Source organism: Burkholderia sp. LMU1-1-1.1 (assembly GCF_040675865.1).
In the GTDB taxonomy this organism is placed as follows: Bacteria; Pseudomonadota; Gammaproteobacteria; order Burkholderiales; family Burkholderiaceae_D; genus Rugamonas.
In genome coordinates this window covers 1-19,394 of sequence record NZ_JBEGHG010000015.1, presented here as the reverse complement: position 1 = coordinate 19,394, position 19,394 = coordinate 1, and the positions used below count along the sequence as shown (strand labels likewise).

Here is a 19,394-nt window from a genome sequence, read left to right as displayed (position 1 = left end):
AATAGGGCTGCGGTCGCCTGATTCGGTTGACGGCGCCCCGCGCGCTGCCTATAGTGGCGGGATGATTTCCGAATTCGAAGAACTATCCGACAAGATCGACCAGTTGGCCGACATGACCACTGCCTTGCGCCGCGAGAATGCTCAGTTGCGCCAAGCCAATGCCGCCCTCGTGGTCGAAAATATGGGCTATCAGCGCCGCCTCAGCGAAGCGTCCGGCAGGATCGTGGCGTTGCTGGAAAAAGTGCCGTCGCTGGAGGACGAGTCCACGCCCGAATCCACGTCCGAGCAGGACGAGGAAGCAGCCGGCCGTCTGCCTGAAAAAGAGGACGTACGATGATTCAGCTGGATGTGTCCATCATGGGACAGCCATACCGTCTGGTGTGCAAACCCGAGGAAGAGCGCGCGCTGCGCGAAGCGGCCGCTTTGCTGGACAAGAAGATGACCGGCATCCGCGACGGTGGCAAGATCAAGGGCAACGACCGCATCGCCGTGATGGCCGCGCTGGGCATGGCGGCGGAATTCCTGTCGGTGAAATCGCCGCAAGGTCCGTTGTCTGACATGTCGATCCTGGAGGTGCAGACCAAGATCGCAGCCATGCACAAAGTGCTCGATAGCGCACTGACTCCACAAGAAACCCTGTTTTAATTCGCTAAACTCCTTCCTTTGCGGCGGACAAGAGAGTAAACTTCTTCGTACCCTGCGGTGTTCGCGATTGCCATATATTCCTTGAACCATTTATGTGCACCGGTTGCGGAATTTTGTTCGATGGGCGTGAGCGTCGCTAGACCGATGAACCCGAAATTGAACTAACTGTGACCACCTTGAACCGTTTGGTTCGGGATGCCGGCAAAGACGGCACAGGCGGGGCCTCATTTTAGAAAGCGGTTGTTAGCATGTGAATGCGCAGCCGCTTTTTTTCGTCTGGAGAAAAGCGATGCAATATTGGTTGATGAAGTCCGAGCCGGACGAGGTCAGTATCGACGACGTGATGGCGGCGAAGGATCAGACCACGCCGTGGTTCGGCGTGCGTAACTACCAGGCGCGCAATTTCATGCGCGACCAGATGCAGGACGGCGATGGGGTGCTGTTCTACCATTCGAGCTGCCCCGAGCCAGGTATCGCCGGGCTGGCGGTGGTGGTGGGCGGGCCGTATCCCGACGCCACGCAGTTCGACAAGAAGAGCAAGTACTACGACGCCAAGGCGACGCCGGAGCAGCCGCGCTGGATTTCGGTCGATGTGAAGGGGACGGAGAAAACCCGTTTGCTGTCGTTGGCCGAAATGCGGACCATCCCGGCGCTGGAGGACATGGTGGTGCTGCAGAAGGGCAGCCGCCTGTCCATCACGCCCGTCACGGCGGCGCAATGGAAGGCGATCGTCAAGCTTTTGAAGAAATGATCGGCGCGCGGCCTTTTTGTTTGACCTTGTAGGCCCACACCAGCATGGCGACGGCGCCGACGATCATCGGCAGCGACAACACCTGGCCTGAGGTGATCGGCATGCCCAGCACCGTGGTCTCCCAGTCCGGCGTGCGGAAGTACTCGGTGAAGAAGCGCGCGCACCCGTACAGCAGCGTGTAGAAGGCGCCCACCGCAAGGCGCGGACGCTCCTTGCGCGCGTACAGCCACAGGATCACGAACACCAGCAGACCGTCGACCAGCATCTGGTAGATCGGCGACGGATGGCGCAGCCCTTGCAGGAACACGGGATTGGGGAACAGCGGATACGAAATGTCCGGCCACATCATCGCCCATGGCAGCGACGGATCTGACACCACGCGGCCCGGCAGCTCGGAGTTGATGAAGTTACCCAGGCGTCCCGCCGCGTAACCCAGCGGCACCAGCGGGGCGATGAAGTCGTAGACGTCGAGCAGGTTGCGGCCGACGCGGCGCGCCCACACCGCCATCGCGATCAACACGCCGATGAAACCGCCGTGGAAGGACATCCCGCCGTGCCAGATCTTGAAGATCTCGATCGGGTTGGAGAAGTATTTGACCGGTTCATAGAACAGCACCTCGCCCAGGCGGCCGCCGATGACGACGCCGAGCATCCCGTAGAACAGCATGTCGTCCAGGTCCTCCTTGCGCCAGCCCTGCGCGGCGATATGCGGCTGCTTGATGCGCACCCGGCCCAGGGTGATGAACAGGGCGAAGGCCAGCACGTACATCAGGCCATACCAGTGGATCGCGACCGGCCCCAGATGAATGGCGACCGGGTCGGGCATCGGATGTATCAGCATAAAGCGTTCTTTCCTAAATTCTTATTCAGTAGTTCCAAAAAGCCGCGCAGCACCGGCGACGTATTATCGCGGCGCCAGGCCAGGCCGGTTTCGACCAGCGGGCCGGTGTCGGCCAAGGCCCGGTATTCTACCCCGGGCCGCATCAGGTTGGAGACCGACTGCGGCACCAGCGCCATGCCCATGCCGGCCGAGACCAGGCTGACGATGGTCTGCATCTGGATCGCCTGCTGGCCGATCTCCGGCGTGATGCCGGCGTCGCGGAACACCGAGAGGATGGCATCGTACAGCGCCGGCGAGATCGCGCGCGGGAACACGATCAGCGGTAGCGCAGGGAACGACTCCTGCAGCGCGGCCAGCGCCACCTTGCCCTTTTTCGCCAGCAGCCCGGCCGGAACGGCCAGCACCAGCGGCTCGTTCAGCACCGGCAGATAGTCCAGTTCCAGTTTGGCCTTGTCGGGCAGCGGTGGAATCAGCAAGCCGGCGTCGATGCGGTTGTGCAGCAGGTCGTCGAGCTGCAGGTCGGAGGTGGCTTCCTGCAGCGTGATCTGCACTTGCGGGTAGGCGGCGCGGTAGGCCCGCAGGAAGGGCGGCAGCACGCTGTAGTCGGCCGAGGAGACGAAGGCCAGGGTCAGGCGGCCAACCTCGCCGGCGGCGGCCCGCTGGACCAGCTGCGGCAGCTCCTGGGCCTGCGCCAGCAGCCGTCTGGCCTCCGGCAGCAGGGCGATGCCGGCCGGCGTCAGCGCCACGCCACGGCGGCTACGCTCGAACAGCGCCGCGCCCAACAACTGCTCCAGCGCCTGGATCGTCTGCGACAGCGGCGGTTGCGTCATGTGCAGGCGCAGCGCCGCTTTGCCGAAGTGGAGTTCCTCGGCCACGGTGACGAAGTAGCGCAACTGGCGAAGTTCCAGATTCATCCTCGTTCGAGATTCATATGTGTTTGTATTGAAATTCACTCTGGTGATATTTTATGCGACTCACAGAGTCGAAAATCATATATTTGACACCGGGGCGGGGGCAAGGCAATCTGTCAGGCTACGCTCAAAGCCTTAGAGCCGCCTTATCACTGGAGAAACATCATGCCTGTATACCGTTCCCGTACCACCACCCACGGCCGCAACATGGCCGGCGCGCGCGCCCTGTGGCGCGCCACCGGCATGAAGGATGGCGATTTCGACAAGCCTATCGTCGCCGTGGTGAACTCCTTCACGCAGTTCGTGCCCGGCCACGTGCACCTGAAGGACCTGGGACAGCTGGTGGCGCGCGAGATCGAGAAGGCCGGCGGCGTCGCCAAGGAATTCAACACCATCGCCGTCGATGACGGCATCGCCATGGGACACGGCGGCATGCTGTATTCGCTGCCGTCGCGCGACCTGATCGCCGACTCGGTCGAATACATGGTCAACGCCCACTGCGCCGACGCGATGGTCTGCATCTCCAACTGCGACAAGATCACGCCGGGCATGCTGATGGCGGCCATGCGCATCAATATTCCGGTGGTGTTCATCTCCGGCGGCCCGATGGAGGCCGGCAAGGTGGTCAAGGTCGTCAATGGCACGCAGAAGATCATCAAGCTCGATCTGGTCGACGCCATGATCAAGGCCGGCGATCAAACCGTCAGCGATGCCGATGTCGCCGAGATCGAGCGCTCCGCCTGTCCGACCTGCGGTTCGTGCTCGGGCATGTTCACCGCGAACTCGATGAACTGTCTGACCGAGGCGCTGGGCCTGGCCCTGCCGGGAAACGGCACCATCCTCGCCACGCACTCCGACCGCGAACAGCTGTTCCTGCGCGCCGGCCGCCTGGTGGTCGAACTGGCCAAGCGCCACTACGAGCAGGACGACTACTCGGTGCTGCCGCGTTCCATCGCCACCAAGGCCGCGTTTGAAAACGCCATGGCGCTCGACGTTTCGATGGGCGGCTCCACCAACACCGTGCTGCACCTGCTGGCGGCCGCGCACGAGGCGGGCGTCGACTTCAACATGGCCGACATTGACCGCATCTCGCGCAAGGTGCCATGCCTGTGCAAGGTCGCGCCGATGACCGACAAGTACCACATCGAAGACGTGCACCGCGCCGGCGGCATCATCGGCATCCTGGGCGAACTGGCGCGCGGCGGCCTGCTCGACACCTCGCTGCCGACCATCCACGCGCCGACCATGGCTGAGGCGATCGAACGCAATGACGTCAAGCGCAGCGACGATCCGGCGGTGCACCAGCTGTTCCGTGCCGCGCCGGGCGGCGTGCCGACGCAGACGGCGTTCTCCCAATCGGAGCGTTTCGCGACCCTGGACCTGGACCGCAGCACCGGCTGCATCCGCGACAAGGCGCACGCCTATTCGCAGGACGGCGGCCTGGCTGTTTTGTACGGTAACCTGGCCGAGAAGGGTTGCATCGTCAAGACGGCCGGCGTCGACGAGAGCATTCTGAAATTCAGCGGCAAGGCGCGCGTGTTCGAGAGCCAGGATTCGGCGGTCGAGGCGATCCTGGGCGACACGGTGCACGAGGGCGATGTCGTGATCATCCGCTACGAAGGCCCTAAAGGTGGTCCCGGCATGCAGGAGATGCTGTATCCGACCTCGTACATCAAGTCCAAGGGCCTGGGCAAGGCGTGCGCGTTGTTGACGGATGGGCGCTTCTCGGGCGGGTCGTCGGGCCTGGTGATCGGCCACGCGTCGCCGGAGGCGGCCGAGGGTGGCGCCATCGGTCTGGTGGAAGAGGGCGACATGATCGACATCGATATCCCGAACCGCACCATCAATCTGCGCATCAGCGACGCCGATCTGGCGGCGCGCCGCCAGGTGATGGAAGCGAAGGGCGGCGACGCCTGGCAGCCTGTCAACCGCGAGCGGTATGTGTCGCAGGCGTTGCAGGCGTACGCGGCGTTGACCACGTCCGCCGACCGTGGCGCGGTGCGCGACCTGTCGCAGTTGAAGCGTTAAGCGCTCACTTCGAGGTGGCTGACTTCAATCCGTCACCTCGAACGCCGCCGGGTCCAACGCATCCAACGTGACGATGGTGTTGCGGCCCGGATGCGCCGCCTGCTGCGTCAACCTGGCCGCCAGCTGCGCCAGATAATCGGCGCGGCAGCGGCGCAGCACATAATCCCTGAAATTATCCAATTCCAGATCGCGCCACGCGCGCTCTCGGCCCTCGTTCGAACGTACGCGCGCCTGCGCCTTGAGTTCCGGCGTGATCTCGGTATCGCCCGCCGTCAAGCGCGTGTAGCCATAGCGATCCATAAACTCGCCCGTCACCGTCTCGATGACGTTGATCTCCGGCGTCGTCAACTGCTGCTTGAACTTGTCGATATTGGCGGCGATCGGCGGGTAGCAGTTCGACGACCACAACGCCGACAATTGCGAGATCTGCTTCGCTTCCTGCGAGCCCGTCACGTCCAGCATCTGCGGCAGGAAGTCGATGCCGAGGAAGACGCACACCTGCCGCAGCGTTGTCTCCTGCTGCGACAGGAAATCCTCATAGCGTATCGTCAGCACCCGCTCCGGCCAGCGCAGCCGCACATGGTCGGCGGCGCGGTGCGCGGCCAGCCAGGTCTGCGCGTTGAGCAGGCTGTCGAAATCATGGATGATGGCGCGGTTCATCGACGCCACCTGCGCGCGCGGATCGCGCACCACGTTGACGAACAACATATCCGGATACAGCTCCATCTGCTGGTCGGCGTAGTGCACGCTGTCGAGCGACTTGTCCATCACCACGCTGGCGTGCTGGCGCTCGCCGGCGCGCAGCAGCAGTTCCCACACCACGCGGTGGATGCTGCGCGGCTGGTTGCGGATGGTTTCGAAGATTTCGACAGGGTCGAACACCGCGCCGGGCCACTTGACCATGCTGACCGCCTGCAGACCGACCACGTCGGCCACCATGCGGAAGTAGCTGCGGTCGTCGCGCAGGTCGCCGTACAGCGGCACCAGCGGCATCAGGTCGACGATGTGCAGCGGGTAGGGCGAATAGAACTGCGGCGACATGTTCAGCCGCAGGCGCAGCGCGTGGCTGCCGCAGCGGCGCAGCGGTATCATCATCACGGGACGCGGACGCGCGCCCTGGGCCATCTGGAGGCTAGGAGTTTTGGGGGCGGTAGTCATTCCATGTTCCTTTCAATTCAAAATATTCGCAAAAGCGTTTCATGAAGCTGGCCAGTTCCTGGCGCGGCAAGCGGTTGATGCCGGCGGCGGCGACCCTGCCTCCGCCGCTGTCGAATTGCTGGCACAGTCCACAGGCGCTGCGCAGCGACGGCGCGCCGGAGCGCACGCTGACCAGATAGGATCCGTCGGCCCGTTCATTGAGCACGGCGAAGGAGGCGCCGTCGCGCCGCGCCGCCAGCCGGTTGGCCAGCACGCCGCTGATGCGGCGCGACCAGGGTGTCGCCGGCAGCAGGTAGATGGCGCCGCCCGGCTGCTCGAGGTACGGTTGCAGCTCGTGCAGGCGGGTGCAGTCCTCGCGGTAACCTTCGCGCAGGTCGCGGTAGACGGCGCTGGCGGCGATGAAGTCGAACGGGTTTTCGTAGCCGCTCAATTCACGGTACAGCGCCTCGGGGGCGATGTGCAGGTCTTCCGTGCATTCGCCGTAGGCGTTGTAGTTGATGGTCTGGCCCAGTTGCGCCAGTTCGGCGACCGCATCGTCGCGCAGGCCCATCTCCAGCGCCATTGTTTGTCCGACCTGTTCCAGGTTGTCGCCGAAGGCCGCCGTCACGGCCCACAGCCGGTGGCGGCCGCCGAGCTGGCGGTCGACCAGGATGCTGGTGCAGACGTCGGGCGAACCGTCGCAGTGCAGGCGCAGGCCGGGATGCTCGAAGGCGCAATCGGCCGAGTGGTGGTCGTAGTAGTCGACCCGCGCGCCGCCGTCCAGCAGGCGCCGCAGCTCACCGGCGTTGGCGTCGAGCGAAATGTCGAGCACCAGCACCTCGGCCGCGCCTTGCGGCACGCGCCGCAGCAGTTCGATATCGCGCTTGACGCCGGTGACCAGTTGCGTGTCGGCCGGCGCGTGCAGGCGTAGCTGGTGCAACGCGCAGATGCCGTCGGCGTCGCCGTTGAAGACGTCATACTTCATCTGCATCACAGGAAGCGGTACGACAGGTGCTCAAGCAGCTGTTCGCACGACTGCTCCAGCGACAGCTCGCCGGTGTCGAGCGACATGGCCGGTGCGAGCGGGACCTCGTACGGCGCCGAGACGCCGGTGAATTCCGGTATCAGCCCGGCGCGGGCCTTCTTGTACAGGCCCTTGGGATCGCGCTCCTCGCACACCTCGCACGGCGTGCTGACGTAGGTTTCGACAAAATTGCCGCTGCCGATGATGTCGCGGGCGATCTCCCGGTCGCTGCGCAGCGGCGAGATGAAGGCGCAGATCACGATCAGGCCCGCGTCGTTCATCAGCCGCGCCACTTCGGCGCTGCGGCGGATGTTCTCGCGCCGGTCGGCCGGCGAGAAGCCGAGATCGCGGTTCAGGTTGTGGCGCAGATTGTCGCCATCGAGCACGTAGGCCATGTGGCCCGCCGCCATCAGCTTTGTCTCCAGCGCGCACGCCAGCGTGGATTTGCCGGCGCCGCTCAAGCCGGTCAGCCACACGGTGGCGGCCTGCTGGCCCGCCTGGTGCGTGCGCGCCTGCGCCGTCACCTGGCTGGCGTGCCAGAAGATGTGTGGCGCGTTGCCGGCGATGCCGGGGGGATCGATTTTGTCCAGTTTGCCCATGATCGTTTCTCCGTTGGCGACTTAGAATTGTTCCCAGCTATCCGAGGCCAGCGCCGGCGCCTTGGCGCGCGCCGCCGGCTTGGCGGGCGTGTGGGCCAGCCGCTGCATCGGCGCCGGCTTGGCCAGCGACTTCATGGGCGGGCGCGCCGCGCCGGGCTTCGCCTCGACGCGGAAGATGCCGACCACCTCATTGAGACTGTTGACCTGGTCCTGCATGGCCTGCGCGGCGGCGGCCGCCTCCTCGACCAGCGCGGCGTTCTGCTGCGTCACGTCGTCCATCTGGGTGACGGCGGTGTTGATTTGCTCGATGCCGTTCGATTGCTCCTGGCTGGCCGACATGATCTCGGACATGATGTCGGTCACGCGCTTGACGCTGGCGACCACCTCGTGCATCGTCGAGCCGGCCTGTTCGACCAGGCGGTTGCCCGCTTCGACCTTGTCGACCGAGTCGCCGATCAGGTCCTTGATCTCCTTGGCCGCCGCCGCCGAGCGCTGCGCCAGGTTGCGCACCTCGGTCGCCACCACGGCGAAGCCGCGTCCCTGCTCGCCGGCGCGCGCCGCCTCGACGGCGGCATTGAGCGCGAGGATGTTGGTCTGGAAGGCGATGCCGTCGATGACGCCGATGATGTCGACGATCTTGCGCGCCGAGATATTGATGGCGGCCATCGTGTCGACCACCTGCGCGACCACGGCGCCGCCCTTGACCGCGACGCTGGAGGCCGATTCGGCCAAGCCGTTGGCCTGGCGCGCGTGGTCCGTGTTCAGGCGCACGGTGCTGGTCAACTCCTCCATCGACGAGGCGGTTTCCTCCAGCGTGCTGGCCTGCTGCTCGGTGCGCGAGGACAGGTCGAGGTTGCCGGAGGCGATCTGGCCGGCCGCGCAGGCGATGGTCTCGGTGCTGGCGTGCACCTGGCTAACGATCTCCGCCAGACTGTCGCGCATGGAGCGCATCGCGAACAGCAGGCTGTGCGTGTCGCCCGGTTTGGTGGCGATGTGCACGGCCAGGTTGCCGGCGGCGATCTGGCCGGCGATCTCGGCGGCGTGCTCCGGCTCGCAGCCCAGTTCGCGCACGACGCCGCGCGTGATCAACACCGCCGCGACCAGGCTGGTCAGCAGGGCCAGCGAGCCGATGATCAGCATCACCGTGCGGGCGCGCTCGTAGGCGGCCGCGGCGGCCTCGGTGGCCTCCAGATTCTGCTTTTCCTCGACGGCGATGAGCTTGCGCAGCATTTCCCACCAAGCTTTTTGCACCGGGCGGAATTCATAGCGCAGCAGCTTGTACGCGTCGTCCTGTTGTTGCTCCAGCGCCAGGCCGGCGGCGCGCTGGATGAAGGGGGCGGCCAGCACGGCCTGTTTCTGGATCTGGTCCAGCAGTTGTTTTTCCTCGGCCGACGTCTCCTCGAGCTTGCCGAACATCTGGGCCAATTTGTCCTGGGCAGCGGCGTATTTTTTTTCCTGTTCGGCGATGCGTTTGATCTCGATCTGGATTTCTTTATCTTCTTTTAACAAAATCAGGTTGCGCAGTGCCAGTGCGCGCTCGGTGACGGTCAAATCCATGGTTTGGGCGAGCCTGGTCTCGACGCCGTTGACGTTGATGATCTCGTCCATGCGGCCCTGGATTTGGCGCATGCTGACCAATCCCAGCGCTATTACTACTATGAGAAACACCGAAACGAGGCCAAAACCCATGCCCAGCCGTTTCGCAATTGTCATGTTACGCGCTTTCATACTTCCTCCTGAGGTCCATCGTGATCCGCATATGCAAATAAGAATTTCGCATATCGGACGATTCATCTTAGTGAGCGCGCGGGGTTAAAAAGTCTCCAATAGTCACTTTTTGTTGAGACGCAACAATGCGCGCCGGCATTGACGTGAGGTAAAAGAAGGCTTAGCTTTATGCGTCCACAGGCAAGAAGGCGAGCGCGGCAGTATCGGCGCGGGCGGCGACTTGCATCACGCAACGAAAGATGAGTGTGGCGGGCTTTAGGGCCACTGTTGCGGTCTTACGACTTCTTGTCGAAGTTTTTTTTGACGCGGGCCTTACGGCGGCGTTCGTCTTCGTTATGCGCTTTTCGTTTGTCCAGGCCAAACAGGGGTTCCAGGAATTCGAACCAGACAAAGGCGAACACGCTCAACGCGACGATCCACCACCAGGAGATCTGGGCGAACTTCCACACTTCAAAATAACGCAGCCCCGACAGCGCCACGATCAGCAGAATGATAGGCATGTTGGATTTCCTCCTGCCCTCATCTTACAAAGATTCTAGCTTTACTGGGGGCAATATTCTAATTCTGGGTCAACCCTTGGGCGGTTTATGCGTTAAATGCACAATGGCAAAACACGGTAGAATGATCGGCGGATCGATAGCACCGAATTGATAGCATGCATTGATAGCATTAACTTGGAGAACACAATGAAACGCAATTTGATGATGGTTGGGATGGTAGTGGCCACGGCTTTCGCATCGTCGTCGGCGATGGCGGATGCCGGCATGGATCTGGCGAAGGCGAAGAACTGCATGGCTTGCCACGCTGTCGCGACCAAGCTGGTCGGCCCCGCCTATAAGGATGTGGCCGCGAAATACGCCGGTCAAAAGGACGCGGAGGCCAAGCTGGCCACCAAAGTGATCAAGGGCGGCTCGGGCACCTGGGGCGCGATCCCGATGCCGGCCAACCCGCAGGTGAGCGAGGCGGAAGCCAAGACCCTGGTCAAATGGGTACTGGCGCAGAAGTAATCCACTTCTGGCCGGCATAAAAAAACGCACCCCACGGGGTGCGTTTTTTGTTGGGCCGGATAATTTATTTGACCACTTCGACCTTGGTTTTCTTGCCATCGGTGTAGGTGAACAAAGTCAGCGCGCCGTCCTTGATGTCGCCTTTCGGGTCGAACGAGATCAGACCCGTTACGCCCTGGTACTTGATCTTGTGCAGGAACGGCAGGTACTTGGCCGGTTGCGACGATTTGGCCTCGGCCATCGCGGTGGCCATCGTCATGACGGCGTCGTACACGTACGGCGCGTAGATCTGCACGTCGGCGTTGTATTTCTTCTTGTAGCGGGCGACGAAGTCGTCCATGTTCTTTTGCTGCTCAGGCGACACACCGCCCGCTTCGGCGCAGATCACCGTGCCGTTGGTGGCGGCGTCGCCGGCCAGCTTGGCGAACGGCTCGGTGCAGATGCCGTCTCCGCCCATGTATTTGGCCTTGATGCCCAGCGCCTTCATCTGGCGCAGCAGCGGGCCGCCGACCGAGTCCATGCCGCCGAAGAACACCAGGTCCGGATTCTTGCCCTTGATGGTGGTCAGGATGGCGTTGAAGTCGGTGGCCTTGTCGTTGGTGAATTCCTTGCCGACGATTTGCACGCCCGGCAGCGCTTTCTTGGCGCCCTTGATGAATTCGTCGGCGACGCCCTGGCCGTAGGCGGTGCGGTCGTCGATGACGGCGATCTTCTTGGCGCCCATCTTGCCGACGGCGTAGGCCCCGAGGGTGCCGCCCAGCTTGGCGTCATTGGCGACCACGCGGAACGTCGAGTTGAAGCCTTGCTGCGTGTACTTGGTTTGCGTCGTGGCGGGGGAGATCTGTGGAATGCCGGCGTCGTAGTAGATCTTCGAGGCCGGAATGCTGGTGCCCGAGTTCAGGTGGCCGATCACGCCGTTGACCTTGGCGTCGACCAGCTTCTGCGCGACCGCCGTGCCTTGTTTCGGATCGCTGGCGTCGTCCTCCAGTTGCAGTACGAACTTGACCGGCTTGCCGTCGATTTTGAAGCCTTTGGCGTTCAATTCTTCGACTGCCATCTTGGCGCCGTTTTCATTGTCCTTGCCGAGGTGAGCCGACGGACCCGAGACCGGGCCGACGTGGCCGATCTTGATCACTTCTTGCGCACCGGCGCTGCCGGCGAAAGCCAGGGCGATGGCGAGTGGAATGAATTTAGATTTGAACAGCATATACATTCTCCAATGGTTGAATAGTCGACGGCTGTCTTGTGAACGCCGCGGTTTTTTTCTGCAAGGCCAAAAGGTACAACAAATTATTGCCCGCGCAAAGGAGGAAACACGAAAGAAACGCGAAAGTTTGCGCTTTTATGATGCAGCTCCAGAATTGGTACGGCTATCTATGATGCATTACCAAAATTGGTGCGGCCGTGCGCGCAAACGGGGCGATCCGCGCACCGTGGGGGCGCGGACCGGAGGGAAGGGAAGCGGGGTGGGATGGACGGGTTCGGACTATTGCGACTTCTTTTGCGCTTGCAGATGCGTCAGCTCCTGCGACACGGCGCGGGCGACGATCTTCTCGATGGTGTCGTGCAGGCCGATGCGGATCTCGTTGGTCAGGCCGTGCAGCGCGTGTGTCAGCACTTCGGCCATGCTGTCCTTGATGCGCTGCTCGAGCACGAAGTCGACGCGCGATTGCAGCTTGCCCATGATGCGCTCGGACAGGCGATGCTCCAGCATCGCCCATTCGGCGTCGCTCCAGCCGTCGACGGCGTCGGCTTCGAGCTGGGCGGCCATTTCGGCGCGGGTGGAGGTGGCGAGCGGCGCGTTGGCCGTTTCGCCGGGTAGCAAGTCCCCGCCCAGCGGCTCGGCTTTGAGGACTTCCGTCAATACAGGGATACTGGCGTCAAACGATTGGGCTTGGCTCATGATTTTCCTGTGACAAAGTGGGTGAGTGGATAGTCTTGCTGCTTGTAGGCGACATAGCGCTTGCGGCCGGCGGCCGCATCATCCTCGTCGGAGGAAATCACTTCTATCATGCGCTGAAACTGCGCGACCCGGTTTGGCGCGCGGCGCGACAAATTCACTAATAATTCGGTGTGTGGTAATTCCGCCTCATCGTTGTCGGTGAGCACGATCGGCGTGTGCGGCGCGAGCGCGTCGCCGGCCAGCACGTGCGGCAGGAAGTCGGTCGCCGAAAATGTCCACATCGCCGCGTTAAGTTCCGTCAGTTGTGCCTCATCTTCCGCCATCAGCACCACGCGGTGGTTGGCCGCCCAGGCCTTGCGCACCAGGCGGCAGGCGTAGGCGATCTTGTCCGGCACATTGGTGTGGAAATCGATGCGTGTCATAGCTGTTGTTCTGTCTGTAGAGGGGAATGGCGGGCGGCGTGGCCCGCATGATTCCAGTTTATGCGAAAACTGTTTTTGCCGCTGGCATCGATGTTGCTATCGACCCCGCGTAAAACGAAAATGCCGCGCGTCATCGGCTTTCGATGCGCGCGGCGGTATCTCGTTTAGACGAAGTTTGTTCAGGCGGCCATACCGCTGTGGCGCAGCAGCGCGTCGATGCTCGGCTCGCGGCCGCGGAAGGCGGTGAACGATTCGAGCGCCGGGCGCGAGCCGCCGACCGACAGGATCTCCCGCAGGTAGCGCTTGCCCGTTTCCGTCGTCGCCGCCGGTCCCAGCGCCTTGGCTTCCTCGAACGCCGCGTAGGCGTCGGCGGACAGCACCTCGGCCCACTTGTAGCTGTAGTAGCCGGCCGCGTAGCCGCCGGCGAAAATGTGGCCGAAGGAATTCTGGAAGCGGTTGAACGCCGGCGGAATGATCAGCGCGAACTTGGCGCGCACTTCGTCGATCAGTTGCTGCACGGTCTTGCCGGTGCTGGCGTCGTAGTCGTAGTGCAGGTGCATGTCCAGCAGCGAGAACTCGACCTGGCGCAAGGTCTGCAAACCGGACTGGAAATTCTTCGCGGCCAGCATCTTGTCGTACAGCGCGCGCGGCAGCGGTTCGCCGGTGACGGCGTGGGCCGTCATGTGTTCCAGCACTTCCCATTCCCAGCAGAAGTTTTCCATGAACTGCGACGGCAGTTCGACCGCGTCCCACTCGACGCCGGAGATGCCCGACACGCCCAGCTCGTCGACCGCCGTCAGCATGTGGTGCAGGCCGTGGCCGAACTCGTGGAACAAGGTGATCACCTCGTCGTGCGTGAACAGCGACGGCTGCGCCTTGCTGTCGACCACGGCCGGTTCGGTGAAGTTGCAGGTCAGGTAGGCGATCGGCGTTTGCACGGTCTGCTTGTCGGCGCGGCGGCCACGGGCGTCGTCCATCCAGGCGCCGCCGCTCTTGCCGGCGCGCGCGTACAGGTCCAGGTAGAACTGGCCGATCAGCTTGCCGTCGCGTTCGATGCGGAAGAAGCGCACGTCCTTGTGCCAGACCGGCGCCTGGTCCGGTTTGATCTCGACCGTGAACAGGTTCTGGATCAGGCGGAACAAGCCGTCGACCACTTTATGTTCCGGGAAGTACTGCTTCACTTCCTGCGCGGAAAACGCGTAGCGCTGTTCCTGCAATTTTTCGGACGCGTACGGAATGTCCCACGCCTTCAATTCGTCGATGCCCAGTTCGGCCTTGGCGAACTGGCGCAGCTCTTCCAGATCCTTCTCGGCGAACGGACGCGCGCGTTTGGCCAGGTCTTCCAGGAAGTTGACGACCTCGTCGGGCGACTTGGCCATCTTCGGCACCAGCGACACCTCGGCGAAATTCTTGTAGCCGAGCAGCTTGGCTTCCTCGTCGCGCAGCTTGAGCAAGGTGACGATGTTTTGCGTGTTGTCCCACTCGTCCTTTTTGCTGAACACGTCGCCCTGCTCGGACGCCTTGGTGGCGTTGGCGCGGTAGACGGTCTCGCGCAGCTCGCGCTTGTGGGCGAATTGCAGGATCGGGTAGTAGGACGGGAAGTGCAGCGAGAATTGCCAGCCTTGCTTGCCGTCCTTTTCGGCGGCGGCGCGGGCGGCCGCCTTGACATCGTCCGGCAGGCCGGCCAGGTCGGCCTCGTCGGTCACCAGCAGCTTGTAATCGTTGGTGGCGTCGAGCACGTTTTCGGAAAAGCGGGTCGACACCGACGCGTGCTCTTCCTGGATGGCGGCGAAGCGTTCCTTCTTATCGGCCGGCAGCTCGGCGCCGCCCATGCGGAAATCGCGGATGGCGTTGTCGACGATGCGCTTGCGCGCCGGCGACAGGGTGGCGAATTCGGGCGACGCGCGCAGCGCCTTGTATTTGGCGAACAGCGCCTCGTTCTGCGCCAGCGCGGTCCAGAACTCGGTGACCTTGGGCTGGTTCTCGTTGAAGGTGGCGCGCAGCTCGGGCGTGTCGACCACGTTGTTCAGATGGCTGACGATGCCCCAGGCGCGTCCCAGCAGCTCGGTGGCGTTCTCCAGTGGCGTGACGAAGTTCTCCCACGTCACTTGCTCCGAGGGCGCTTGCAACTGTTCGACGACGGCGCGGCTCTTGGCCAGCAGGTCGTCGATGGCCGGGGTGACATGCTCGGGCTTGATCGCGTCGAAGCGCGCCAGGCCGGAAAAATCGAGAAGGGGATTGCTTGCGTCTGTGGTCATGTCAGCTTCCAATAGGTTGTTTAAATGCTCGCGGTTAGCTGCGTTCCGCCGCCTCTACAGTGTTCATCAACAGCATCGTGATCGTCATCGGACCGACGCCACCGGGCACCGGCGTGATGTGCGACGCCACTTCCTTAACACCGGCAAAATCCACGTCGCCGCACAGCTTGCCCGCGTCGTCGCGGTTCATGCCGACGTCGATGACGATCGCGCCCGGCTTGACCATGTCGGCGGTCAGGGTGTTGCGGCGGCCGACGGCGGCCACGACGACATCGGCCTGGCGGGTGTACAGGCCCAGATCCGGCGTCGCGCTATGGCAGATGGTGACGGTGGCGTTGGCTTGCAAGAGCAGCAGCGCCATCGGCTTGCCGACGGTGTTGCTGCGGCCGATGACGACCGCGTGCTTGCCGCGCAGGTCGACGCCGGTGCTTTCGATCAGCTTCATGCAGCCGTACGGCGTGCACGGACGGAAGCCTTCCAGGCCCGTCATCAGCTCGCCGGCGCTGAGCACCGAGTAGCCGTCGACGTCCTTGGTGGTCGAGATCGCTTCGATGACCTTGTGCGGGTTGATGTGTTTAGGCAGCGGCATTTGCACCAGGATGCCGTGGATGGCCGGATCGGCGTTCAGGGCGGCGATGCGTTCGAGCAGGGCGGCCTCGGTCAGGTCGGCAGGGTACTGTTCCTTCAACGAGTAGAAACCGGCGTCCTCGCACCCCTTGACCTTGTTGCGGACATATACGTGGCTGGCCGGGTCGTCGCCGACCAGGATCACGGCCAGGCCGGGTTTTTTGCCTTTGGCGGTGAGGGCGGCAGCACGTGCAGCAATTTCCGCGCGCAGTTTTTGGGAGAGGGCGATTCCGTCGATCAGTTGAGCAGGCATGATTTAACCAGGTTGGAGAGGAAAGCAGGATTATAAAGCGCCGGGGCGCGCCGCGCCGCGTTTCCAAGCAGTTTGCCATGCTGCGTCGCACAAGATTTTCATAGGGCAATTTCATAATACGAAATGTCGTATCATAGTTTGAAAAACCAAAAAATCACTGTTAGAATCCCCACACGTCATTGAAGTAATAGTAAATAATTCATTAAAGACAGCGTTCCAACGGCCCAGAACGGTATAAAACGGGCACTCAACTCAGGAGACTTAATACATGTCAGCTCAACTTGACCAGGTAACGGCAAACACCGACCCTGATTCGCAAGAAACCAAAGAATGGTTGGATGCTCTGGCCGCAGTGCTGGAACAAGAGGGCCCTGAACGTGCTCATTACCTGATGGAACGCCTGATCGACCTGGCCCGCCAAAGCGGCTCGGACATCCCGTTCTCGGCCAACACCGCCTACGTCAACACCATCCCGACCAGCATGGAAGTGCACTGCCCGGGCAACCTGGAATACGAAGAGAAGCTGCGCTCGTGGATGCGCTGGAACGCCATGGCGATGGTCGTCAAGGCCAACCGCGTCGACGGCGACCTCGGTGGCCACCTGTCCTCGTTCGCCTCGCTGGCCAACATGCTGGGCATCGGTTTCAACCACTTCTGGAAAGCGCCGAGCGAAAGCCACGGCGGCGACCTGCTGTACATCCAGGGGCACTCGTCGCCAGGCGTCTACGCCCGCGCGTTCCTGGAAGGCCGCCTGACCGAAGAACAACTGACCCATTACCGTCGCGAAGTCGACGGCAAGGGTCTGTCGTCGTATCCGCACCCGAAACTGATGCCGGACTTCTGGCAGTTCCCGACCGTGTCGATGGGCCTGGGCCCGTTGATGGCGATCTACCAGGCGCGCTTCCTGAAGTACCTGCACGCGCGCTCGATCGCCGACACCACCGACCGCAAGGTCTGGGCCTTCTGCGGCGACGGCGAGATGGATGAACCGGAATCGCTGGGCGCGATCGGCATGGCCGCGCGTGAAAAGCTGGACAACCTGGTCATCGTCGTCAACTGCAACCTGCAGCGTCTGGACGGCCCGGTGCGCGGCAACGGCAAGATCATTCAAGAGCTGGAAGCGGACTTCCGCGGCGCCGGCTGGAACGTCGTCAAAGTCATCTGGGGTCCGGGCTGGGACGCGCTGCTGAAGCAGGACAAGGACGGCATCCTGCGCAAGGTGATGATGGAAACGCTGGACGGCGAATACCAGAACTACAAAGCCAAGGACGGCGCCTACGTGCGCAAGCACTTCTTCGGCAAGCATCCGAAGCTGCTGGAAATGGTCGCCAACATGACCGACGACGACATCTGGCGCCTGACCCGTGGCGGCCACGATCCGCACAAGATCTACGCCGCCTTCAAGGTCGCGCAAGAGCACAAAGGTCAGCCGACCGTCCTGCTGGTGAAGACCATCAAGGGCTTCGGCATGGGCAAGCACGGCGAAGCGCGCAACACCGCGCACAACACCAAAAAGCTGACCGACGAAGCCGTGCGCGAAATGCGCGACCGCTACTCGATCCCCATCCCGGACGACAAGCTGGCCGACATCCCGTTCTACAAGCCGGCCGACGACGCGCCGGAAATCAAGTACCTGCACGAGCGCCGCGCCGCGCTGGGCGGCTACCTGCCGGCCCGCCGCCAGCAAGCCGATGAAAAACTGACCGTGCCGCCACTGAGCGCCTTCCAGAACGTGCTGGATGCGACCGCCGAAGGCCGTGAAGTATCGAGCACCCAGACCTTCGTGCGTATCCTCACCACGCTGCTGAAAGACCCTAGCGTCGGTTCGCGCATCGTCCCGATCCTGGTCGACGAGTCGCGCACCTTCGGTATGGAAGGCTTGTTCCGTCAGGTCGGCATCTTCAACCAGCAAGGCCAGTTGTACGAGCCGGTCGACAAAGACCAGGTCATGTACTACCGCGAAGACAAGGCCGGCCAGATCCTGCAAGAGGGTATCAATGAAGCCGGTGGTATGAGCTCGTGGATCGCAGCGGCGACGTCGTACTCGACCAACAACCGCGTGATGATCCCGTTCTACACCTACTACTCGATGTTCGGTATGCAGCGTATCGGCGATCTGGTGTGGGCAGCGGCCGATATGCGTTCGCGCGGCTTCCTGATGGGCGGCACCGCCGGCCGCACCACGCTGAACGGCGAAGGCCTGCAGCACGAGGACGGCCATAGCCACCTGTTCGCGGCCGCCGTACCGAACTGCATGCCGTACGATCCGACCTTCGGCCACGAACTGGCAGTGATCATCCAGGACGGTATGCGCCGCATGGTGGAAGAACAGGAAGACGTGTTCTACTACATCACCATCATGAACGAGAACTACCCGCATCCAGGCATCAAGCCAGGCCAGGAAGAGGGCATCCTGAAGGGCATGTACCTGCTGCAGAAGGGCGACGAGAAAGCCAAGCAGCGCGTGCAGCTGATCGGCTCCGGCACCATCCTGCGCGAATCGATCTTCGCCGCCGACCTGCTGAAGAACGACTGGAACATCGCCGCCGACGTTTGGTCCGCTCCTTCGCTGACCCTGGTGGCCCGCGACGGCCAGGACGCCGAGCGCTGGAACCTGGTCAACCCGACCAAGGAAGCACGTGTTCCTTACGTGACCCAGCTGCTGAAAGATACCTCCGGTCCTATCGTTGCGACGACCGATTACATGCGCGCCTTTGCTGAACAGATCCGCGCCTTCATTCCCAAGGACCGCACCTACCGCGTGCTGGGCACCGATGGTTTCGGCCGTTCGGACACCCGCGCCGCGCTGCGTGAATTCTTCGAGGTGAACCGTTACTACATCACGGTCGCCGCGCTGAAATCGCTGGCCGAAGAAGGCAAGATCGACGTCAAGGTGGTTGAGGAGGCAGTCGTCAAGTACGGCCTGAATCCGAACAAGCCAAATCCGGTGACCCAATAAATAGAATACGGAGCAAACGCTATGAGCATTGTGGAAGTTAAAGTCCCGGATATCGGCGATTTCAAGGAAGTTGAAATCATTGAATTGATGATCAAGGTCGGCGATACGATCAAGGTCGATCAGTCGCTGATCACCGTTGAATCGGATAAGGCAAGCATGGAGATTCCTTCGTCCGCCGCCGGCGTGGTCAAGGAAATCAAGGTCAAGGTCGGCGACAAGGTCGCCGAGGGTTCGCTGCTGTTGCTGGTGGAGGCCGAAGGCGCCGCCGCCGCGCCGGCCGCCGCTGCCGCCGCGCCGGCGC

Annotated in this window: 19 protein-coding genes and 1 other RNA gene; 8 read left to right on the top strand and 12 right to left on the bottom strand. The window is 62.6% G+C overall.

Annotated features, from left to right (window positions below):
- Positions 1 to 61: 61 nt before the first annotated feature.
- The 4 genes from MRBLMU1_RS15415 to MRBLMU1_RS15400 all read left to right on the top strand — a co-directional run bounded on the left by MRBLMU1_RS15415 (position 62) and on the right by MRBLMU1_RS15400 (position 1,396).
- A complete protein-coding gene (locus tag MRBLMU1_RS15415; RefSeq protein WP_363502843.1) occupies positions 62 to 337 on the top strand; it encodes a hypothetical protein in 276 nt (91 codons plus the stop codon).
- Positions 334 to 645 carry a cell division protein ZapA gene (locus MRBLMU1_RS15410; protein WP_090322921.1) on the top strand — a complete coding sequence of 104 codons (312 nt, stop codon included), beginning with the start codon at positions 334 to 336 and terminating at the stop codon, positions 643 to 645. The genes MRBLMU1_RS15415 and MRBLMU1_RS15410 overlap by 4 nt, the downstream gene beginning before the upstream one ends.
- 46 nt (positions 646 to 691) lie before the next feature.
- Positions 692 to 872: non-coding RNA, 6S RNA (gene ssrS / locus MRBLMU1_RS15405), on the top strand.
- A gap of 62 nt (positions 873 to 934) precedes the next feature.
- The gene (locus MRBLMU1_RS15400) at positions 935 to 1,396 is read left to right on the top strand and encodes an EVE domain-containing protein (RefSeq protein ID WP_363502841.1); all 462 of its coding nucleotides are present in this window, start codon (positions 935 to 937) and stop codon (positions 1,394 to 1,396) included.
- Here MRBLMU1_RS15400 and lgt read toward each other — a convergent pair.
- Positions 1,377 to 2,237, bottom strand: coding sequence for a prolipoprotein diacylglyceryl transferase (gene lgt / locus MRBLMU1_RS15395; protein WP_363502839.1), 861 nt, complete (start codon positions 2,235 to 2,237; stop codon positions 1,377 to 1,379). The two genes, MRBLMU1_RS15400 and lgt, sit on opposite strands and share 20 nt — an antisense overlap.
- A complete protein-coding gene (locus tag MRBLMU1_RS15390; RefSeq protein ID WP_363502837.1) occupies positions 2,231 to 3,151 on the bottom strand; it encodes a LysR family transcriptional regulator in 921 nt (306 codons plus the stop codon). The genes lgt and MRBLMU1_RS15390 overlap by 7 nt, the downstream gene beginning before the upstream one ends.
- Positions 3,152 to 3,313: 162 nt before the next feature.
- Between MRBLMU1_RS15390 and ilvD the strand changes: the two genes are divergently transcribed.
- Positions 3,314 to 5,176, top strand: coding sequence for a dihydroxy-acid dehydratase (ilvD, locus tag MRBLMU1_RS15385; protein WP_363502835.1), 1,863 nt, complete (start codon positions 3,314 to 3,316; stop codon positions 5,174 to 5,176).
- A 24-nt stretch (positions 5,177 to 5,200) separates the two neighbouring features.
- Here ilvD and MRBLMU1_RS15380 read toward each other — a convergent pair whose 3' ends face one another.
- From MRBLMU1_RS15380 to MRBLMU1_RS15360, 5 genes are all read right to left on the bottom strand, one after another.
- The gene (locus tag MRBLMU1_RS15380) at positions 5,201 to 6,334 is read right to left on the bottom strand and encodes a sulfotransferase family protein (RefSeq protein WP_363502833.1); all 1,134 of its coding nucleotides are present in this window, start codon (positions 6,332 to 6,334) and stop codon (positions 5,201 to 5,203) included.
- Positions 6,309 to 7,298, bottom strand: coding sequence for a hypothetical protein (locus tag MRBLMU1_RS15375; protein WP_363502831.1), 990 nt, complete (start codon positions 7,296 to 7,298; stop codon positions 6,309 to 6,311). Before MRBLMU1_RS15375 ends, MRBLMU1_RS15380 begins: the two co-directional genes overlap by 26 nt.
- Positions 7,299 to 7,303: 5 nt before the next feature.
- A complete protein-coding gene (gene cysC, locus MRBLMU1_RS15370) occupies positions 7,304 to 7,936 on the bottom strand; it encodes an adenylyl-sulfate kinase (protein WP_363502829.1) in 633 nt (210 codons plus the stop codon).
- A 21-nt stretch (positions 7,937 to 7,957) separates the two neighbouring features.
- Complete coding sequence (locus MRBLMU1_RS15365; RefSeq protein WP_363502827.1) at positions 7,958 to 9,649, bottom strand: methyl-accepting chemotaxis protein; 1,692 nt, start codon at positions 9,647 to 9,649, stop codon at positions 7,958 to 7,960.
- Between the two features lie 290 nt (positions 9,650 to 9,939).
- Positions 9,940 to 10,164 carry a TIGR04438 family Trp-rich protein gene (locus MRBLMU1_RS15360; RefSeq protein WP_363502825.1) on the bottom strand — a complete coding sequence of 75 codons (225 nt, stop codon included), beginning with the start codon at positions 10,162 to 10,164 and terminating at the stop codon, positions 9,940 to 9,942.
- A gap of 186 nt (positions 10,165 to 10,350) precedes the next feature.
- Here MRBLMU1_RS15360 and MRBLMU1_RS15355 point away from each other — a divergent pair, with 186 nt between their 5' ends.
- Positions 10,351 to 10,671 (top strand): c-type cytochrome, encoded by a 321-nt coding sequence (locus MRBLMU1_RS15355; RefSeq protein WP_363502823.1) that lies wholly within the window; start codon positions 10,351 to 10,353, stop codon positions 10,669 to 10,671.
- Positions 10,672 to 10,735: 64 nt separating this feature from the next.
- On the opposite strand, the gene MRBLMU1_RS15350 is transcribed toward MRBLMU1_RS15355, so the two are convergent.
- The 5 genes from MRBLMU1_RS15350 to folD all read right to left on the bottom strand — a co-directional run bounded on the left by MRBLMU1_RS15350 (position 10,736) and on the right by folD (position 16,134).
- Positions 10,736 to 11,878: a branched-chain amino acid ABC transporter substrate-binding protein gene (locus MRBLMU1_RS15350; RefSeq protein WP_363502821.1), complete on the bottom strand. Its 1,143-nt coding sequence runs from the start codon at positions 11,876 to 11,878 to the stop codon at positions 10,736 to 10,738.
- Between the two features lie 279 nt (positions 11,879 to 12,157).
- Positions 12,158 to 12,574, bottom strand: coding sequence for a hypothetical protein (locus MRBLMU1_RS15345; RefSeq protein ID WP_363502819.1), 417 nt, complete (start codon positions 12,572 to 12,574; stop codon positions 12,158 to 12,160).
- Positions 12,571 to 12,996, bottom strand: a complete 426-nt coding sequence (locus MRBLMU1_RS15340; protein WP_363502817.1) for a DNA polymerase III subunit chi — start codon at positions 12,994 to 12,996, stop codon at positions 12,571 to 12,573. Before MRBLMU1_RS15340 ends, MRBLMU1_RS15345 begins: the two co-directional genes overlap by 4 nt.
- Before the next feature lie 179 nt (positions 12,997 to 13,175).
- Positions 13,176 to 15,254 (bottom strand): M3 family metallopeptidase, encoded by a 2,079-nt coding sequence (locus MRBLMU1_RS15335; protein WP_363502815.1) that lies wholly within the window; start codon positions 15,252 to 15,254, stop codon positions 13,176 to 13,178.
- A 34-nt stretch (positions 15,255 to 15,288) separates the two neighbouring features.
- On the bottom strand, positions 15,289 to 16,134 hold the full coding sequence (gene folD / locus MRBLMU1_RS15330; protein WP_315222831.1) for a bifunctional methylenetetrahydrofolate dehydrogenase/methenyltetrahydrofolate cyclohydrolase FolD: 846 nt from the start codon (positions 16,132 to 16,134) through the stop codon (positions 15,289 to 15,291).
- Positions 16,135 to 16,402: 268 nt separating this feature from the next.
- On the opposite strand from folD, the gene aceE reads away from it, so the two are divergent.
- Positions 16,403 to 19,093: a pyruvate dehydrogenase (acetyl-transferring), homodimeric type gene (gene aceE / locus MRBLMU1_RS15325; protein ID WP_363502812.1), complete on the top strand. Its 2,691-nt coding sequence runs from the start codon at positions 16,403 to 16,405 to the stop codon at positions 19,091 to 19,093.
- Positions 19,094 to 19,114: 21 nt separating this feature from the next.
- A partial coding sequence (locus tag MRBLMU1_RS15320; RefSeq protein WP_363502810.1) for a biotin/lipoyl-containing protein occupies positions 19,115 to 19,394 on the top strand: 280 nt, incomplete at its 3' end.

What these genes read in the sequence shown, in the direction of transcription:
- MRBLMU1_RS15415 (WP_363502843.1), top strand. Translation starts at nt 62, where the DNA reads ATGATTTCCGAATTCGAAGAACTATCCGACAAGATCGACCAGTTGGCC.
- MRBLMU1_RS15410 (WP_090322921.1), top strand. Translation starts at nt 334, where the DNA reads ATGATTCAGCTGGATGTGTCCATCATGGGACAGCCATACCGTCTGGTG.
- MRBLMU1_RS15400 (WP_363502841.1), top strand. Translation starts at nt 935, where the DNA reads ATGCAATATTGGTTGATGAAGTCCGAGCCGGACGAGGTCAGTATCGAC.
- lgt (WP_363502839.1), bottom strand. Translation starts at nt 2,237, where the DNA reads ATGCTGATACATCCGATGCCCGACCCGGTCGCCATTCATCTGGGGCCG.
- MRBLMU1_RS15390 (WP_363502837.1), bottom strand. Translation starts at nt 3,151, where the DNA reads ATGAATCTGGAACTTCGCCAGTTGCGCTACTTCGTCACCGTGGCCGAG.
- ilvD (WP_363502835.1), top strand. Translation starts at nt 3,314, where the DNA reads ATGCCTGTATACCGTTCCCGTACCACCACCCACGGCCGCAACATGGCC.
- MRBLMU1_RS15380 (WP_363502833.1), bottom strand. Translation starts at nt 6,334, where the DNA reads ATGACTACCGCCCCCAAAACTCCTAGCCTCCAGATGGCCCAGGGCGCG.
- MRBLMU1_RS15375 (WP_363502831.1), bottom strand. Translation starts at nt 7,298, where the DNA reads ATGAAGTATGACGTCTTCAACGGCGACGCCGACGGCATCTGCGCGTTG.
- cysC (WP_363502829.1), bottom strand. Translation starts at nt 7,936, where the DNA reads ATGGGCAAACTGGACAAAATCGATCCCCCCGGCATCGCCGGCAACGCG.
- MRBLMU1_RS15365 (WP_363502827.1), bottom strand. Translation starts at nt 9,649, where the DNA reads ATGACAATTGCGAAACGGCTGGGCATGGGTTTTGGCCTCGTTTCGGTG.
- MRBLMU1_RS15360 (WP_363502825.1), bottom strand. Translation starts at nt 10,164, where the DNA reads ATGCCTATCATTCTGCTGATCGTGGCGCTGTCGGGGCTGCGTTATTTT.
- MRBLMU1_RS15355 (WP_363502823.1), top strand. Translation starts at nt 10,351, where the DNA reads ATGAAACGCAATTTGATGATGGTTGGGATGGTAGTGGCCACGGCTTTC.
- MRBLMU1_RS15350 (WP_363502821.1), bottom strand. Translation starts at nt 11,878, where the DNA reads ATGCTGTTCAAATCTAAATTCATTCCACTCGCCATCGCCCTGGCTTTC.
- MRBLMU1_RS15345 (WP_363502819.1), bottom strand. Translation starts at nt 12,574, where the DNA reads ATGAGCCAAGCCCAATCGTTTGACGCCAGTATCCCTGTATTGACGGAA.
- MRBLMU1_RS15340 (WP_363502817.1), bottom strand. Translation starts at nt 12,996, where the DNA reads ATGACACGCATCGATTTCCACACCAATGTGCCGGACAAGATCGCCTAC.
- MRBLMU1_RS15335 (WP_363502815.1), bottom strand. Translation starts at nt 15,254, where the DNA reads ATGACCACAGACGCAAGCAATCCCCTTCTCGATTTTTCCGGCCTGGCG.
- folD (WP_315222831.1), bottom strand. Translation starts at nt 16,134, where the DNA reads ATGCCTGCTCAACTGATCGACGGAATCGCCCTCTCCCAAAAACTGCGC.
- aceE (WP_363502812.1), top strand. Translation starts at nt 16,403, where the DNA reads ATGTCAGCTCAACTTGACCAGGTAACGGCAAACACCGACCCTGATTCG.